This window comes from Novosphingobium sp., from assembly GCF_965229225.1.
Lineage (GTDB): Bacteria > Pseudomonadota > Alphaproteobacteria > Sphingomonadales > Sphingomonadaceae > Novosphingobium.
Window position 1 is genome coordinate 734,167 of record NZ_OZ245867.1, and the last position, 16,439, is coordinate 750,605.

The following is a 16,439-nucleotide window of genomic DNA, read 5'->3' on the forward strand; positions in this document are numbered from 1 at the left end:
GCGCGCCGCCGGTGATTACCTACGCCGGCGGCGGCACCAGCCCGATCAGGCGCAGCACCACGGCCTGCGCCAGCATCACCAACAGCCAGTACCCGCAATCGATCAGCGCTGTGCGGCTCGCAAGCGCCCGCATGCGGTAGGACGCGGCAAGGCTGGGCACCACGAAGCCCAGCCAGATGACCACCGCGCTGCCAATCGTCATCGTCCACACGCTGCCCTTGGGGGGCGCCAGGATCAGTGCGCCGGCCAGAATCGCGCAGAGCCACGCCTCGGCGAGGAAGGCCGTCACCAGTGTCCCTGCCCAGCCCGGCCCAAGGATCCGCCGCCGATCCACCGCGACCTGATAGAACATCCCCAGCACCAACCCCACCACGGTCGCCGCCAGGATCGCCCCGCCATTGAGGACGATGTAGATCATCAGGCGTCTTCGGCGCTCGCAAAGGGCGAGAAGCTGATATCGGTATCGAACACGTCGACACCTTCGTGCTGCTTGAGGAAGCCGACCACTGCGTACGTCACCGGCGTCAGCACGATCTCCCAGATCACCTTGAGCGCCCAGTTGGTGAACATCACGTGGATCACGTCCGCCGTCTGCCACGTGCCGAGGAAGGCGATCGGATAGAACAGCGCGCTGTCCACCGCTTGGCCGAAGATCGTCGAACCCCAGGTGCGGGTGAACAGATACTTGCCACCGGTCCACACCTTCATCCGCGCCAGCACGAAGGAATTGACGAACTCGCCCGCCCAGAACGCCGTGACCGAGGCGATCACGATGCGCCAGGTGCTGCCGAACACCGAATCATAAGTCGTCTGGCACACCGCCCCGGCCGAGGTCTTCGCCACGATCTCGGCAAAGCGCGGATCGCCGCTCGAAGCGCAGCCCCAGCCGTCCGATGGCGGCATGGCCACCACCACGAAGCTCATGAAGGCCATGAACAGCAGCGCGAAGAAACCCACCCACACGCAGCGCCGCGCGTGGGCATAGCCATAGACCTCGGTCAGCACGTCGCCCAGCACGTAGGACACCGGGAAGAACAGGATGCCCGCGCCAAACGTGTAGCCCCCCACATTGGTCAGCTTGGCCGCCCCGATCAGGTTCGACAGCAGCAGGATCGCGACGAACGCGGCCATGAGATAATCGAAGAAACGGAAGTGGCGGCGGGCGCCGGCGCTGCCTTCAATGCGTGCGATGCGGTGCTGGTTCATGGTTTGCGTTGCTATCGTGATTTGCGCGGCAGGCAAAGCGGCCTTATGAGGCACGGCCAGAGGTAACTCCCCAAGGGACCACAGTGCGCGCCCTTAGCTCAGCTGGATAGAGCACCGGCCTTCTAAGCCGGTGGCCGCAGGTTCGAATCCTGCAGGGCGCGCCACCCCTTTCCGCCATTGCGGCTCTTTTTTCGGCAAACTCGGCCTAATTGGTTACCCGCACTCCAAACGCGCGTTAACACCTCGCCCGTAACTCTCCTTCAACGATGGAGAGAACGCCATGCCGACAGAACGCTCCGGTCATTGCACCGAATATCGTCACCACGATGCGCATTTGCGCACGTTTCATCCAGCGTGATTACCCAGGCATCTGGCCGGATTCATTCGCCTAATACATGAACTTGCCTGCGGGATTGAGCGGACATCCAGATAATTCGCTCCGTCTCTCACCCTCGCCCGCCAGAAACCAAGCCAGCATCATCCGTCCACATCAAGCGCAAAAGCCCGATGGAGCCAGCCGTGAAGCACCAGAGTCCGTCTCAACATCCGCGCGACAACCGCGAACGCCGGCTGCTGAAGGGGCAAATGCAGACCGATCGCTTGCCGGGGTTCGAGATCGTCATCCGCAACATCTCGGCGCGCGGACTGTGCGCGACATGCAAGGGCCTGCCGCCCGTCGTCGGCGAGTTCGCCGAGATCCATTTGCCCGACAACCGCACGGTCATGGCCAATGTGCGTTGGACAAACGACCAGATATTCGGCGTCGAGTTCGAGGAACCGATCAATCTTGCCATCATGATGGATACCCTGCAGCGGCTACGTGATCTTGCTGATCGCAACGCGAGCTGGGAAGTGAAGTCGAAGCACCGCGTCAGCGATCACCGCCCCGACGTGGCGATGCTGCGCCGCCTCTGAGCCCGTCCCGGCCACCGGGCAGAAATCGCTCGGCAGATCAGAACCCTGCATTTGCCACCAAAATGGCTACTTCCCTCTCCTTGGCAGCAATTGCGTCAAACTCGCCACCGCAATGGCACCGTTATCGATGGTGACTCCCGACAAAGACAAGTAGGCAACCCTTACTAGTGAACTTCTGCACGGGTCAGGGAAATGAACGATAGAACAGTAGTTTATGTCATTGAAGACAGCGTTCATCTGCGGGCCGAAATCTCGCACAATCTGGGTTCCTTGGGGATTCGCAGCATTGTCTTTAACGATGTCAGCGAACTTCCCGCAAAGATCGATCGCGCCGTCATCTTCCTGTTCCGGCACGAGTCTTCGTGCCGCACCCTGATCGACTCGTACCGGGCCGACCGCGCGCCGGTTTCGGCCAAGGTCGAGTTCTCGTGCAATGCCGGTTTCGAGAAGGCCGTTGCCGCGATCCGCGAGGGCGCTTCGGATTTTGTGGTCTGGCCATCGGAGCCCGGCCTGCTCGACCGCGCCATTCGCCGCGCCGAAGACGATCTGCGCCGCAGCCAGCCCGCCAAGGCCATGGGTGGCCGCGCCAAGGAAAAGGTCGCCATGCTCACTTCCCGCGAACGCCAGGTGCTGGGCAAAGTCATCGATGGCTTCACAACCGAACGGATCGCCGCCAAGCTTTCGATCAGCCCGCGCACGGTCGACATCCACCGCCGCAACGTTCTCTCGAAGCTCAACGTGCGCAACACCGCGCAGGCCATCGTGATCGCGCTCAGTTCGGGCGAGTTTCAGCCGGCGGGCGATGAATTCGCCATGAACCCGGCCTATGCTTGATCGCCTCCCGGGCGCAGTGGCGCGCGGGGCGAGCGTTTTGGTATGCCGCACTCTCGATCGGCACGCGCCCGATGCGGTGATCAGGACGAACGGCTTGTTCCTCTACGGCCGGTGCCGCTTCTGCAGCACCGTAATCACCCGCAGCGGCACACTCGCCTGGCGCACGGCGCCTGCCGTCGATGAGGCCTACCTCGCTGAAATGAGGAACGTTTCCCAGTAATCCCTTCGGGTCGCACAGGGTCACCTGCCGAAGGATTCGCGCGCAACCGTCCCCAAGCGTTGCGTGCCAAGAACAGAAGAGCGACGCCCGGCCATGCACCATGTCCGGGCGCAATGCCTCCGTCATTGACCTGACAGCGGGCGCAACCCTTGCCGGACGTTGCCCGTGTTGATCGCATCCGTTGCGAGCGGGCGATCGCGTCATACGGTCACGACCTCGGAGCCGGGAGGGGCGAGTTCCCCGTCCTTCCCGGCCCTGCACTCGCAACCGGGTTAACACATATCAGAGGTTTGCGGATCATACCTGAGACGCGTAGTCTGGTTACACAGATCGCCATGTCGGGGGGCAAGGCGCCTGAGCCGGGTTATCCGGTCCACAATAGCAAGCGCCGTTCGCAAAGGCGCCATAAGGGGGCGTGGGGAGAATGGCTGAAAGGCGCATCGATGCGCGGGTTTGGCCGCCCGCAGCAGCAGCACTGGCAGCGGTTCTGGTGATCGCCGAGCTGCGGTCGGTCGTCAGTTATCCTGCCCTGGCCTTGATCGCACTCGCTTTCGTCGTGCTCGTCTGGGGTGTCGTCCATCTGCTGGTGGTGCGCGCGCAGCTGCTCGGCCAGCTCGATGTCGCCCGCATTGCCGCCAATGCGATCGACCAGATCATCTGGATCGAGGCCTATCCTTCCGGCGAGACTGCCTTTGCCACGGCCACGTATGAACAGGTCTGGGGGCACGATGCCCTCACCCTGTTCCAGGCTGCCGAATCGCGGCTCGACGCCGTCCATGCCGCAGATCGCCAGCGCGTGCGGCGCGAGATCCGGGCCGGGCAGGCCGGGCTTGAAACCTTCCGAACCGAGTTCCGCATGAAGACCGCTTCGGGCGAAGAGCGCGTCATGCACGTCAAGTTCTACCCGCACGAACTCAAGGGCAAGCGCACCGGCTACTGGATCGGCTTTGCCACCGATGTCACCGAAGAGCGCCGCACCCACGCCAGCATGATGCGCAATCGCCGTGCGCTCAGGGCCCTCGCGCTGGTGAATGCCGCGATCTCGCGCGCGCAATCGCGCTCCGAACTGCACAAGCTGGTCTGCCAGAGCCTCATTGACGGCGAAGGCTATGCCGCAGCGTGGATCGGACTCCGGGAAATCAGCCCGGTCGACAAGATCCGGGTCACCGCGCATGCCACGAGCCACGCGGACTACATTACCGCGCTGGATATCCGCCCCAATGATCCGGTGCTCGGCCAAGGCCCCACGGCCAAAGCAATGCGCGAGGGCGAGGTGTCCGTCTCCCTTTCCGTGGCCGAAGATCCCGAACTGGCGCCCTGGCGCGAGGCGGCGCTCAGCCGCGGCTTTCAGGCGATCGCCGCCTTCCCGCTGATGCACGACGGTCGCGCGTTCGGCACGCTCACGCTCTATTCCGACGAGCCGGGCGCGTTTGCCGATGACGAGATCCGGATTCTCGAGGAAATGAGCGTCAGCCTCGCGCAGGGCCTCGTCATGATCGAGGCAAAGAACGAATTGCTGAACAGTCGCAAGATGGAGCTGATCGGCCAGATTTCCGGCGAACTTTCTCACGATTTCAACAACATTCTTGGCATCATTGCGACTCACGCGGAAATCGGCGGACGCGAGGCTGAAAGCGATGCCGCGCGCGACCGCTTCGGCCTGATCGCGCAGGCGGCGCTGCGCGGTGTCGATATCACGCGCTCGCTGCTGGGCATCGCACGCCACCCGCGCGGCATCCCTGAACTGGCCGACGTCAACAACCTGACCATGCGCCTCATCGCGCTGATCCGCGCCGCAGTCGGCCCCGGCATCGATGTGCAGGTGCAACTCTGGGACATGCCGCTGCCGGTCGAAATCGATCCCGCAGGCTTCAACAATGCTCTGGTGAACCTTGCCATCAATGCCCGCGATGCAATGGGCGAGCATGGCGTGCTCACCTTGCGCACCTGGTTCAGCGATGCTCCCGAAGGTTGCCCCAGCCGCGAAGGCCTGCCCGCCGGCCTGCGCACCGCGCCGCTGGTCATCGTCGAAGTTGCAGATACCGGCTCGGGCATGACCGAGGACGTGCGCGAGCGTGCATTCGAGCCGTTCTTCTCCACCAAAGGCCCCAACAAGGGCACCGGGCTCGGCCTTGCGGCGGTGCTCGGCTTTGCCGTCCATCACGGCGGCACCGCCCGCGTGCTCAGCAGCAGCCCCGAAGGCACCATCGTCCAGATCGTGCTTCCCGCCCGAACCGGCGCAGCGATTGCCGGCAGCCGCCCGCCGCCGGTCGCGCTGCCCGCGCCGAAGCCCGCCAAGCTGCGCGTGCTGATCGTGGACAACGAGCCCGATCTGCTCAGCGGCATGGTCGAAACGCTCAGCCTTGCCGGCCACCTGCCGACCGGCTTCACCACCTCGCGTCAGGCGCTGGAGGCCCTTTCACGCCAGAAGTTCGACGTGCTGATCTGCGATCTGCTGCTGGACAATGGCGAGGACGGTACCGTGCTTGCCCGGCAGGCCGCGCAAGGTGATCCGTGCATGCGCGTGATCGTCATGTCAGGCAATGCCGCGCGGCATGCCGAATCCGATCTTGCCTGGCCGCTGCTCGAAAAGCCCTTCTCGGTCGATATGCTTATAAGTCAGCTGCAAACCAGACCGATCGCGGCGAAGGCGGACTTGGTGCCTAGGCTGTAGCGATACCCGCCAGCTTCGCGTGGGCCGCCGACAGTGCCTGTGACAGAGCAGGCTGAGATCAAGCGGCTTGCGCAGCATGCGCCAGTGCGGCTGCAGCAGGCTTTCGTCGGGCAGATAGCCGCTCATCAGGATGATCCCGATGCGCGGGTGCCGCGCCTCCACTTCATGGGCAAGTTCGACCCCGCTGCGCTCAGGCATCACCACGTCGGTCAGCAGGATATCGAAATCGTCGTTCGCAAGCGCCTCGACCGCCTCCGCCGCATTGCAAGCGGGAGTGGCGATATAGCCGTCCATGCGCAGGATCTCGACCACGGCGTCAAGCGCGTGGACTTCGTCCTCGACGACCAGCACCCGCAAGGTCCGCGCCGTCTGCGGTCTCGCGATACCGGGCATGGGCGCGCCGAAAGGCTCCGCCTCGTCGGTTTCACGGCTGATCGGCAAGTAGATGCAGATGTCGGTTCCCGCCTCCGGCAGCGCCGTGATCCTGGCATCTCCACCGATCGACCGCGCCCAGGTGCGGACCGAGCGCAGCGGAAAGTCCGCGCCATCGGGCCGCGCAAGCGCCTGCGGATCGAGCATGAGCCGCGCGGCTTCCTCATCGATCCCCGGGCCATCGTGGATCACCTTGATCACGATCCAGTCCTCACGCGGCGGCCCCGCGTCGGGTCCCGGCCCCCTATCCGACCGATAGGTCGAAATCGTGATCGAGCCGCCATCGGGCATCGCGCCGCGCGCGTGGACGATCACGTTGGTCAGCATGGTGACCAATTCGGTACGCCCGACGCGGACTGCCGCCTGCGCCGCGCTGCCGATGAAATCGAGCGAGAAATCCGCTGGCAGCGCAGCGGCAAGGAAGGCCAGGTTCGATCGGATCGTCTGGTCGACCGGAAGCGGCGCCGCTTCCACGTCACGGTGGCCGGTCAAGCGCTCCAGCGAGAGCACGAGGTCGCCCACATGCCGCGTCGCCGCCTCAATCGCGGCCCTGCCCGCCTCGGCACTGCCGCCTGACCGCGCGAGGTTCGCCACATTGAGCCGGATGATCGAAAGATAGTTGGCGAGGTCATGGACGATGTAGCGCCCGAGGCGTTGCGTGCGGTCAAGCAGTTCCAGCGCTTCGGACTGTGCATTGGCCAGATCGATCGCCGCCTGCCGCGCTTCTGCCAGCAGGGCGCGCTGCATGCCGATCAGCGTCAGCGCCGGGACCGAGGCGTCGATCTGCGAGAAGTCCGAAATGTGCAGTCCCTGGCCTTCGATGATGAAGTCTTCGGGCACGATGTTGAGCGCCAGCAGGAAGCCGCCGTCCTCGGTCGAGAAGACGATGCCGGCAAGGCGGATGTTCTTGCGCTTGCAGAACAGTTCGAGCCGCTCCGGCGTATCCGCCATCGTCGGGATCGCGACCTCAAGCGGCGCGGCGTGATCATCGTCGCGGTCCTGCCGCAGTGAAAACAGATCCGCGATCTGCACGCCCACCGCCACCGCCGTATCGCGGTTGTGGTAGAACGGGCCGAGCGTCACCACGACGAGGTCCGCATCCACCTTGATGTAGGCACGGAAAAGCGCCCCGAGCTGGGATTCGCGGATGGTGACGACCGGCTTCATCGCCGCTCAGGTCCGGTCAAGATGAATGGCGAAATCGATCGCACTCCCGCTGCGTTCGAACAGTTCCACCGTCCCGGTTTCGTTCAGCCGGTCCATCAGCCCCTCAAGCAGGCCAATCACGAACGTCTCCAGCCCAATGCGGTCAGAGCGATAGCGCACGAGCAGGCGCTCGCGCGTCTCGTCGATCAGCGTGAAAGACGGCACCCGCGCATCGGGCATCGCCAGCACCACCGAGCGGTGCATGCGGTCGAGGTTGTTGATGAAGGTAACCAGATCCTGCCCGGTAAAGTCCATGATCGGACCGAACGAGCTCAATTCGGCAAAGCGCACCCAGTAGCGCCCGAACACGCGCAGCGCCTCGTCCACCGCCATGCCGAGGTGCGCGGCCGAGGCAGAGATCAGCGCAATGGTCTTGGAGTCGTCATAGACGCACAGGCTGATGAGATCGGCCGGGCCGGTTCCCGTCTCACGCTCGACCTTGGCCCATACCGAAGGACCGAGCCGATCGAGCATCATCTGCCGCAGTGCGCGGTGTGCCATGCCATACATGAACGTCGCGCTCCGCTTCAGGCCTGCCGCGCGGCGAGGACCGCTTCCTGTGCCGCCTCGGCCATGCGGTCGGCCAGCGTGGCGACCCGGGCCACCTGCTCGTCGATGCGGTCGAGCTTGGCAGACAGGTACTCGGCCTGCTCGGGCGAAAGGCCGGGGCGCAGCGCCGCCCGCAGATTGCCCGTGGCAAGGCCGATCACATTGAGCGGCTGACGGAGCTCGTGCAGGCAGTCCGAAATCTGGCTTACATCCTCGATTGCCATGCGCGCTCATGTCCCCTGAAACGACCGCCCTCCGCGCGTTGTGCACTGATCACGGAATAATAAGCAGATGTGGTAGCTTAGCAGTAGCCGTAAGCATAACCAGTAAGCCAATCGATCAAGATCGGTGCCATATTGGCACCAATCTGGCGTTGATTGATGCGATTGCATTCGACATGCGCAGGATTGGCGGGAACAAATTCCAAAGCGGATATAATTCCCCTTACAAACGATATACAACGCAGGGTCATGAACGCGCGGGCGATTGCAGAACGGGATAGTGCACAGTGCCGGATCCTCGTCGTCGATGATGACCGGGCAACGGCCGAGGAGGTCGTGGAAGCCGCGAACCTGCTTGGATACCAGTGCAACTACGCGCTCGATGCGACCTCAGCCCTTCGCGCAATCGCCGAGGACGAGACCATCGGCATCGTCGTGACCGACGTGCAGATGCCGGGGATGACCGGCCTTTCGCTGCTCGATGAACTCTCTTCGCGTTTCGCCTCGCAGCGGCCACTGGTCACGCTGGTGATCACCGGTTTCGGAAGCATCGATGTTGCCGTCGCCGCCATGCGCAACGAAGCGGTCGATTTTCTCACCAAGCCGGTCTCGCGCGATGATCTCGCCGCCGCGCTGCGCCGCGCCATGCGCAAGTGGCTGCGGCTGTGCGGCGAACGCACGCTCGCCGCGCTCAGCGCCAGCCTGCGCGCGCCCGTCAGCGAAACGGGTCAGCCTGCGGCTCCCGCTGCCCCGCTCCCGCCGGTCGACGATGCCGAGCTGCTCAAGATCACCCGCAAGCTCGTGCGCATGCGCGAACAGCGCGGCCAGTTCCTCAATCCCGCGCTGTTTTCGGATCCGATGTGGGATATCCTGCTCGATCTTACATCGGCCCGGCTTGAGCAAAAGACCGTTCCGGTCTCGAGCGTGTGCCAGGCCGCTGGCGTACCGATGAGCACCGCGCTGCGCCAGATCCGCAGCCTTGTCGACATGGACCTGATCCGCCGCTGGTCCGATCCGCTCGACCGCCGCCGCGATCTCCTCGCCATCAACGACGAGGCGATGGAGGCGATGCGCCAATACCTGACATATCTGAGAGACCGCGTCGGCGTGTGACCGCCGGGGCAAAGTGCCGCGTAAAAAGGTGGTGCGCCCGGCGGGATTCGAACCCACGGCCCCCAGATTAGGAATCTGGTGCTCTATCCGGCTGAGCTACGGGCGCCCGCCTTGCCCTTTAAGGGGCAGGCTGGCGTCTGGCAATCGCGGGCAGTCAGTTCACCTCGCCGGGCGGCACAACGGGCACGATCACTGGGGCGACGGGTACGCCTTCCTCGATCAGGCTCTGCACTTCGGTGCGGCTCGCGCGGCCGTGGATCATCGCGTGATCCTTTTCGCCATAGTGCATGGCGCGCGCGTCCTCGGCGAATTTCTCGCCCACCCAGGTCGAGGACTTGAGCATTTCGCTCTGCACCGCGGCAACGGCCTTGAGCATGGCAACGGCCTCGGGCGGCAGCGGCCCGTTGGCAACCGGTTGCGGCGCATCGGCGCGCGGCGCGGCCGGAAGCGCCGGCAGCTGGTTGCCCTTGCGCGTCAGGCGCGGGGCGGAAAGGGCCTTGTCCACTTCGGGCGCACCGCAGACCGGGCAGGTTACCAGCCCACGCGCCTGCTGGCCGGCAAAATCATCGGAACTGGCGAACCACCCTTCGAACCGGTGTCCGCCCGCGCGGCATTCAAGATCGAATACAATCATGGTGCCCACGATGTAGGGATGGGCCGCCGGTTGGCAAGACTGGGCACCTGCGCGCGCACCTCGGCAATTCGGGCAAGGTCGATTTCGGCAAAGCCGATCCCGCCCTGCTCGCCCATATCGAGCACCACATCGCCCCAGGGATCGACCACCAGGCTGTGGCCATACGTCTCGCGCCCGTCCTCATGACGGCCGACCTGTGCGGCAGAGACGATGAATGCACTTGCTTCGACTGCCCTTGCGCGCTGCATCAGGTGCCAGTGCGCGCGGCCTGTCGGCACGGTAAATGCTGCCGGAATGGCAATGATGTCGCACTTGCGCTGGCCCAGCGCCTCGAACAGCGCGGGGAAGCGGATGTCGTAGCAGATGGCGAGGCCAAGGCAGCCAAGCGGGGTCTCCACCGTCACCACCGCTTCGCCGGGCTGATAGGCGGCGGATTCGCGCCAGGTCTCTCCGGTCGCAAGATCGACATCGAACATGTGGATCTTGTCATAGCGCGCGGCGATTTCGCCCGCAGGGGTGATCACGAAGGCCCGGTTGGCCCAGCGCGTGCCCCCCGATTCATCTGTGGCTCCCTTCACCGCAAGGCTGCCGATATGCACCCAGATGCCCGCCTTCGCGGCAGCATTGCGCACTTCGGCGAGCACCGGGCTTTCCGCCTCGGGCACCACATGCACCGACCCGCGCGCCCGGTCCCGATCGAGCAGGCCGGACATTTCGGGGGTGAACAGCATGACCGCCCCTTCCCCCGCCGCCTCCTGTGCCGCGCGCGCCATCGCGCTCGCATTGGCGGCGGGATCGATGCCCGTCGTCATCTGCAGCAGCGCAATGCGCCGCGTGTCAGCGCTCATGCCGCAAGCATGGGATCAAGCTTGCCCGCCGCCTCGAGCGCGGCGAGCTCGTCCGAGCCGCCGACAAGCTGGCCGTTGATGAAGATCTGCGGCACCGTCATCGCGCCCGGCGCGCGCGCCAGCATCTCTGCGCGCTTCTCGCCGCCGAAGGTGATGTCGTATTCGGTGGGGGTCACGCCCTTGCGGCCGAGCAGCGCCAGCGCGCGGCTGCAATAGGGGCAGCCCCACTTGGTGTAGATTTCGACCGTAGCGGCCGGGGTAGCAGAAGGGGTGGCAGGATCGCTCATGGGTACCTCTTGAAAACGCAAAATCGCTAACACACATGGTTGTTCGTGTCATGCGCCGCAAGGCGGGCCTGACCACAAGTGAACGGCCGGGCGCCAATTCGGGTCCGGCCAGAGTGCAGATTGCTCAAACCAGAGGATTGCTCACATGGAACGTTTCGATTTCACCCCCTACCGCCGCTCGACCGTGGGCTTTGACCGCCTGTTCGACCTGCTCGAACGCCAGGCCCGCGCCAATGCCGGCGACAATTACCCCCCGTTCAACATCGAACGCCGCGGCGAGGACAACTACCGCATCACGCTTGCCGTCGCCGGGTTCAAGCCGCAGGATCTCGACATCACTGCGCAGCAGAACCTGCTGGTGATCAAGGGCCAGCGCGCCGAAGCGCAGGACGGCCATTTCCTCCACGTCGGCATCGCCAACCGCGCTTTCGAGCGCCGGTTCGAACTGGCAGACTTCGTCCGCGTCGATAGCGCCGACCTTGCCGATGGCCTCCTCATCATCGATCTCGTGCGCGAAGTGCCTGAGGCGATGAAGCCCAAGAAGGTGCTGATCGGCGGCAGCAATGCCAAGCCGCTCACCGTGGTCGAAGGCGACGCCAGCGCAGCGGCATAACCAAACCCGTTCTCTCCAGCGGAAGGGGCGGTCCTGCAAAGGGCTGCCCCTTTTGCGTATCAGCGCACTGCCGAAATCGCCCAGCGCCATGGCGCGAGGCTGCGGGCCTTGCCCCCCACGCTATAGCTCTGCGCCTCGGCCGAGGCATTGACCTCGACGCGCACCCGGTCCCTGCCCGCGATCCGGCGGAACGCGAAGACCTTGGGATTGCCGGTCTCGATCAATTCCAGATTGCCCGGCTCCATCGTGCTCGAGAGCGCCGGATGCGCATGCTTCAGCGCCAGCAGCGAGGCATAGAGCCCGGCGCGCGGCATCTTGCCCCACTGGATCGGGTCCTTGTCGAAGAATTTCAGGCGCTTGTTCAGGCCATCTTCCTGCCCGCTGTAGACCAGCGGCATGCCCGGCAGCGTCGCCGCCAGCACCGCCATGGCATCGGCGCCCTCCCCGTAAAGCTCCTTGTCGGTGCCGTTCCACGAATTCTCGTCGTGGTTGCTGGTGAAGGTCATCCGCATGGCGCCCGCCGGATACTTGCGCGCGGGCACGGTGTAGAGCTTCGCCAGATCGCGCGCGTCCGCCTTGCCCTTCGCCACATCGATAAGGAGATGATAGAGCTTCCAGTCGTAGGTCATGTCAAAGGCGCGCGCCTGCATCTCGGGCGTGTCGGCCTCGGCCAGCATGAACACCGGCTTCACCGCATCAAGCTCGCGGCGTGCCTGATCCCAGAACGCCACCGGCAGCGTCCACGCGACATCGCAGCGGAAGCCGTCGATCCCGGTCTCCTTGAGCCAGAACTTCATCGCATCGATCATGCCGTCCCGCACGGCCTGCTTGCTGTAGTCGAGCCCGATCACATCGGCCCAGACTTCCTCGTGGCCGTCGCTGAGGTCCTTGTAGTGATAGCCCTCAAGCTCCCCCGCTGCATTGCGCTTGTACCAATCCGGATGCTCGCGGGTCCAGACATGGTCCCAACCGGTGTGGTTCGCCACCCAGTCGAGGATGACCTTGAAGCCCTGCCGGTGCGCCTCAGCCACAAGGTGCTTGAAATCCCCCATCGTGCCGTACTCGGGGTTCACCGCCAGATAGTCGCTCACCGCATAGTAGCTGCCGAGCGAGCCCTTGCGCTCCTTCTTCGCGATGGGGTTCACCGGCATGATCCACAGCACATCCACGCCCATCCGGCGCAGGCGTGGCAAGTGCTTCTCGAAGGCGCGGAAGGTGCCCTCGGGCGTATATTGCCGGATATTGACCTCGTAGATCGTCGCCCGCTTCGACCAGGCCGGATGCCGCACCTCGCTCACCCCATCCGTGATCGGCAACGGCGCGGCTGCATGGGCCAGCGTGGGAAGCGCAAGCAGCGCGGCGAGCGTGAGTTGGCGGATCATGCGCCCTAGGTGACAGCGCGGCCCGCACGTGGCCAGACGGTATTCGTATACGCTTCGCGCGCCTAGACCAATCGTGCCTGCTTCACTGCGGCGGTGATGAAGCTCTTGAACAGCGGATGCGGCTCGAACGGGCGGCTCTTGAGTTCGGGATGGAACTGCACCCCGATGAACCAGGGATGGTCCGGCCGCTCGACGATCTCGGGCAGCAGCCCGTCGGGCGACATGCCGGAGAACACGAGCCCCTCATGTTCCAGTCGCTCGCGGTAGGCGACGTTCACTTCATAGCGATGCCGGTGCCGTTCGCTGATCGCGTCCGCGCCGTAAATCTGCGCGACGTGGCTGTTGCCCGAAAGCTGCGCCTCATAGGCGCCAAGCCGCATCGTGCCGCCAAGATCGCCGCCCGCCGCGCGCGTCTCCAGCCCCTCGGCCGTCATCCACTCGGTGATGATGCCCACCACCGGCTCCTCGGATGGCCCGAATTCGGTCGAGCCCGCGCCCGCGATCCCCACCAGGTTCCGCGCGCCTTCGATGCAGGCCATCTGCATGCCAAGGCAGATGCCGAAGAACGGCACGCCGCGCTCGCGCGCAAAGCGCACGCTGGCGATCTTGCCCTCGGTCCCGCGTTCGCCAAATCCGCCGGGCACCAGAATGCCGTGCATCGGTTCCAGATGCGCCGCGATCTCGGCATCGTCCTTCTCGAAGATCTCCGCATCGATCCAGCGGATATTGACCTTCACCCGGTTGGCCATGCCGCCATGGACCAGCGCTTCGTTCAGCGATTTGTAAGCATCCTGCAGGCCGACATACTTGCCGACGACCCCTATGGTCACTTCGCCTTCGGGGTTCTGGTGGCGGTCGACGATATCGGTCCAGCGCAAAAGCTCCGGGCCCGGGCTCGAAAGTCCGAAATGCCGCAGCACTTCCGAATCGAGCCCCTCGCCGTGGTACTGCAGCGGCACCGCATAGATGCTCTGCGCATCGAGCGCGGGGATCACCGCTTCCTTGCGCACGTTGCAGAACAGCGCAATCTTGGCGCGCTCGTTCTCCGGCAGCGGCTTTTCGCAGCGGCACAGCAGGATGTCGGGCTGGATGCCAAGGCCAGTCAGCTCGCGCACAGAATGCTGGGTCGGCTTGGTCTTCAGCTCGCCCGCGGCGGCGATATAGGGCACCAGCGTCACATGGACGAAGCAGGTCGCCTCGCGCCCCAGTTCGTTGCGCATCTGGCGGATCGCCTCGATGAACGGCAGACTCTCGATATCGCCGACCGTGCCGCCGATCTCGCAGAGCACGAAATCGAGGTCATCGGTCTCGTCGCGCGCGAAGTTCTTGATCGCGTCGGTCACGTGCGGGATCACCTGCACCGTCGCGCCGAGGTAGTCGCCGCGGCGCTCTTTCGCGATGATGTCGCGGTAGATGCGGCCCGAAGTGATGTTGTCCGATTGCCGCGCCGAAACGCCGGTGAAGCGCTCGTAGTGGCCGAGGTCGAGGTCCGTCTCCGCGCCGTCGTCGGTCACGAAGACCTCGCCGTGCTGATAGGGGCTCATCGTGCCCGGATCGACGTTGAGATAGGGGTCGAACTTGCGGATCCGTACGCGGAAGCCACGCGCCTGCAGCAGGGCCGCGAGGCTCGCTGCCATGAGGCCTTTGCCAAGCGAGGAAACCACGCCGCCGGTGATGAAAATGAACCGCGCCATGGGAGGAGAGCCTTATCGTCTGAAGCTCCGGATACGCAAGCGGTCAGCGCCGGATTCCGGCTGGCAATCCACAGACGTATCGAGCAGGCGTACACGAACAAGTGTTCCCGTCCGCCGCGAGGCGGGCAGGAACACCGCGAAAATGCTGCCGGGAAATCCGGCGGTTATGCGTTACTGCTTGGCGCCGCCGGCAAGCGGATCAGGCGCAGCGCTCTTGGCCGGCGCAGTCTTGGCGGGCGCCGCCGGAGCAGGTGCCGCCGCAGGCTGTGCCTGCGCCGGGCCAGCCGCCGGTACACCCTGCGCGGGTGCCAGTGGATCGGGCGCGGGAACGGCCGGGGCCGTGCGCTCGAGCGAGGTGTCGATCTCGCGGTTCGAGGTCGTGCCCACCGCCAGCGCCGCCAGCACGATGCTGAGGCCGACAAAGGCTGTCGCCAGCACGGTTGTCGCGCGGGTCAGGAAATCGGCCGCGCCGCGCGCCGACATGAAGCCCGCCGGGCTGCCGCCAACGCCGAGGCCGCCACCTTCCGACTTCTGAATGAGGATCACGCCGACAAGCGCAGCAGCCACAAGCGCCTGCACGACGGTAAGGAAAATGAAGAGTGACATTGCGATCTGCCTGAAAAGAATGCGCCGCATCTAGGGCGATGGGGCCCGCTGCGCAAGGGCGCAGCATACCCGGTCACGCTGCGCAAGGGCGCAGCATACCCGGTTACCCTGCGCGCCGCTCAGTCTTCCGGCTTCGAGGCTGCGGCCACGATCGGCAGGAAGGCATCGGCGGTCAGGCTTGCGCCGCCCACCAACGCACCGCCCACGCCCGCTGCCGCGAGCAACCCGGCGGCGTTCTCGCCATTGACCGAGCCGCCATAAAGAATGCGGACCTTGTCCGCGTCTTCGCCGAAAATCGCGGCAAGGCGCGTCTGCACCGCCGCGTGCATGGCGATCACGTCTTCCACTGCGGCGACACGGCCCGTGCCGATCGCCCAGACCGGCTCGTAGGCCAGCGCCAGCCGCCCGGCCGCCACCGCCGCGCTTTCGCTCGCTGGAACCGAACCCTCGACCTGGCGGGAAACGACCGCTTCAGCCTTGCCAGAATCGCGTTCTTCCAGCGTCTCGCCCACACAGATGATCACGCTGAGGCCAGCCGCCAGCGCGGCTTCGGCCTTGGCGCGCACCAGCGCATCGTCCTCGCCGTGGTCGCGGCGGCGCTCGCTGTGGCCCAGGATCACGAAGTCTGCGCCGATATCGGCCAGCATCGTGGCGGAAACGTCACCTGTGTGCGCGCCCTTGGCCGCCGTGTGGCAATCCTGCCCGCCGACGCCGATCGCGCTCACCGCCTCGCGCAGGGCCCCAAGGAACGGAAACGGCGGTGCCAGCGCGATTTCCACATCGGGATAGCGCTGCGCCGCGCGGTCGATCGCCCGCGCTTCGGCGAGCATCACCCGGCTGCCGTTCATCTTCCAGTTGCCGACGATGTAGGGGCGCTGACTCATAGGACCTTGCACACGATCACTGGTTGATTCCTCTTCATGTCCGGGCCGCTATCAAACCCCGGCAGGGTTTGCAAAGCGTGTCGAACGCAATGCGGGTGATTATGGCTTATGGCAGGCCCCG

Annotated in this window: 17 protein-coding genes, 2 tRNA genes and 1 pseudogene; 7 read left to right on the plus strand and 13 right to left on the minus strand. The window is 65.0% G+C overall.

The genetic code is table 11. The features are described from left to right. Positions 1-19: 19 nt before the first annotated feature. On the minus strand, positions 20-418 hold the full coding sequence (locus ACO06X_RS03080; RefSeq protein ID WP_421838536.1) for a hypothetical protein: 399 nt from the start codon (positions 416-418) through the stop codon (positions 20-22). Then, positions 418-1,206, minus strand: coding sequence for a queuosine precursor transporter (locus ACO06X_RS03085; protein WP_421838537.1), 789 nt, complete (start codon positions 1,204-1,206; stop codon positions 418-420). Before ACO06X_RS03085 ends, ACO06X_RS03080 begins: the two co-directional genes overlap by 1 nt. Positions 1,207-1,293: 87 nt before the next feature. Between ACO06X_RS03085 and ACO06X_RS03090 the strand changes: the two genes are divergently transcribed. The 5 genes from ACO06X_RS03090 (at position 1,294) to ACO06X_RS03110 (ending at position 5,849) form a co-directional block, all read left to right on the plus strand. Then, a tRNA-Arg gene (locus ACO06X_RS03090) sits at positions 1,294-1,370 on the plus strand. 343 nt (positions 1,371-1,713) lie between these two features. After that, a complete protein-coding gene (locus ACO06X_RS03095) occupies positions 1,714-2,121 on the plus strand; it encodes a PilZ domain-containing protein (RefSeq protein ID WP_421838538.1) in 408 nt (135 codons plus the stop codon). 192 nt (positions 2,122-2,313) lie between these two features. After that, complete coding sequence (locus ACO06X_RS03100) at positions 2,314-2,955, plus strand: response regulator transcription factor (RefSeq protein ID WP_421838539.1); 642 nt, start codon at positions 2,314-2,316, stop codon at positions 2,953-2,955. After that, on the plus strand, positions 2,948-3,175 hold the full coding sequence (locus ACO06X_RS03105; RefSeq protein WP_421838540.1) for a hypothetical protein: 228 nt from the start codon (positions 2,948-2,950) through the stop codon (positions 3,173-3,175). Before ACO06X_RS03100 ends, ACO06X_RS03105 begins: the two co-directional genes overlap by 8 nt. Positions 3,176-3,599: 424 nt before the next feature. Then, complete coding sequence (locus ACO06X_RS03110) at positions 3,600-5,849, plus strand: GAF domain-containing protein (protein ID WP_421838541.1); 2,250 nt, start codon at positions 3,600-3,602, stop codon at positions 5,847-5,849. A gap of 120 nt (positions 5,850-5,969) precedes the next feature. Here ACO06X_RS03110 and ACO06X_RS03115 read toward each other — a convergent pair. The 3 genes and pseudogenes from ACO06X_RS03115 to ACO06X_RS03125 all read right to left on the minus strand — a co-directional run. Beyond that, positions 5,970-7,448: pseudogene (locus ACO06X_RS03115) on the minus strand (response regulator); the annotation flags it as partial. A 6-nt stretch (positions 7,449-7,454) separates the two neighbouring features. After that, positions 7,455-7,988 (minus strand): heme NO-binding domain-containing protein, encoded by a 534-nt coding sequence (locus ACO06X_RS03120; protein ID WP_421838542.1) that lies wholly within the window; start codon positions 7,986-7,988, stop codon positions 7,455-7,457. A 26-nt stretch (positions 7,989-8,014) separates the two neighbouring features. After that, complete coding sequence (locus ACO06X_RS03125) at positions 8,015-8,260, minus strand: histidine kinase dimerization/phospho-acceptor domain-containing protein (RefSeq protein WP_421838543.1); 246 nt, start codon at positions 8,258-8,260, stop codon at positions 8,015-8,017. Between the two features lie 246 nt (positions 8,261-8,506). Here ACO06X_RS03125 and ACO06X_RS03130 point away from each other — a divergent pair, with 246 nt between their 5' ends. Then, positions 8,507-9,370, plus strand: a complete 864-nt coding sequence (locus ACO06X_RS03130; protein ID WP_421838544.1) for a response regulator — start codon at positions 8,507-8,509, stop codon at positions 9,368-9,370. A 29-nt stretch (positions 9,371-9,399) separates the two neighbouring features. Here the strand turns inward: ACO06X_RS03130 and ACO06X_RS03135 are convergent. The 4 genes from ACO06X_RS03135 to grxC form a co-directional block, all read right to left on the minus strand. Next, positions 9,400-9,476, minus strand: a tRNA-Arg gene (locus ACO06X_RS03135). Between the two features lie 48 nt (positions 9,477-9,524). Further along, entirely contained in the window at positions 9,525-10,004 is a 480-nt protein-coding gene (locus ACO06X_RS03140; RefSeq protein WP_421838545.1) for a DUF1178 family protein, read from the minus strand. Further along, the gene (locus ACO06X_RS03145; RefSeq protein WP_421838546.1) at positions 10,001-10,852 is read right to left on the minus strand and encodes a carbon-nitrogen hydrolase family protein; all 852 of its coding nucleotides are present in this window, start codon (positions 10,850-10,852) and stop codon (positions 10,001-10,003) included. The genes ACO06X_RS03140 and ACO06X_RS03145 overlap by 4 nt, the downstream gene beginning before the upstream one ends. Further along, entirely contained in the window at positions 10,849-11,139 is a 291-nt protein-coding gene (gene grxC / locus ACO06X_RS03150; RefSeq protein WP_421838547.1) for a glutaredoxin 3, read from the minus strand. Before grxC ends, ACO06X_RS03145 begins: the two co-directional genes overlap by 4 nt. 145 nt (positions 11,140-11,284) lie before the next feature. Between grxC and ACO06X_RS03155 the strand changes: the two genes are divergently transcribed. Continuing rightward, positions 11,285-11,752, plus strand: a complete 468-nt coding sequence (locus ACO06X_RS03155; RefSeq protein ID WP_421838548.1) for an Hsp20 family protein — start codon at positions 11,285-11,287, stop codon at positions 11,750-11,752. 59 nt (positions 11,753-11,811) lie between these two features. Here the strand turns inward: ACO06X_RS03155 and ACO06X_RS03160 are convergent, their stop codons facing one another. From ACO06X_RS03160 to tpiA, 4 genes are all read right to left on the minus strand, one after another. Beyond that, complete coding sequence (locus ACO06X_RS03160; RefSeq protein WP_421838549.1) at positions 11,812-13,134, minus strand: alpha-amylase family glycosyl hydrolase; 1,323 nt, start codon at positions 13,132-13,134, stop codon at positions 11,812-11,814. 62 nt (positions 13,135-13,196) lie between these two features. Next, positions 13,197-14,828 (minus strand): CTP synthase, encoded by a 1,632-nt coding sequence (locus ACO06X_RS03165; protein WP_421838550.1) that lies wholly within the window; start codon positions 14,826-14,828, stop codon positions 13,197-13,199. A 171-nt stretch (positions 14,829-14,999) separates the two neighbouring features. After that, positions 15,000-15,434, minus strand: a complete 435-nt coding sequence (secG, locus tag ACO06X_RS03170) for a preprotein translocase subunit SecG (RefSeq protein ID WP_421838551.1) — start codon at positions 15,432-15,434, stop codon at positions 15,000-15,002. A 119-nt stretch (positions 15,435-15,553) separates the two neighbouring features. Beyond that, positions 15,554-16,318 carry a triose-phosphate isomerase gene (gene tpiA, locus ACO06X_RS03175; RefSeq protein ID WP_421838552.1) on the minus strand — a complete coding sequence of 255 codons (765 nt, stop codon included), beginning with the start codon at positions 16,316-16,318 and terminating at the stop codon, positions 15,554-15,556. Positions 16,319-16,439: the final 121 nt, after the last annotated feature.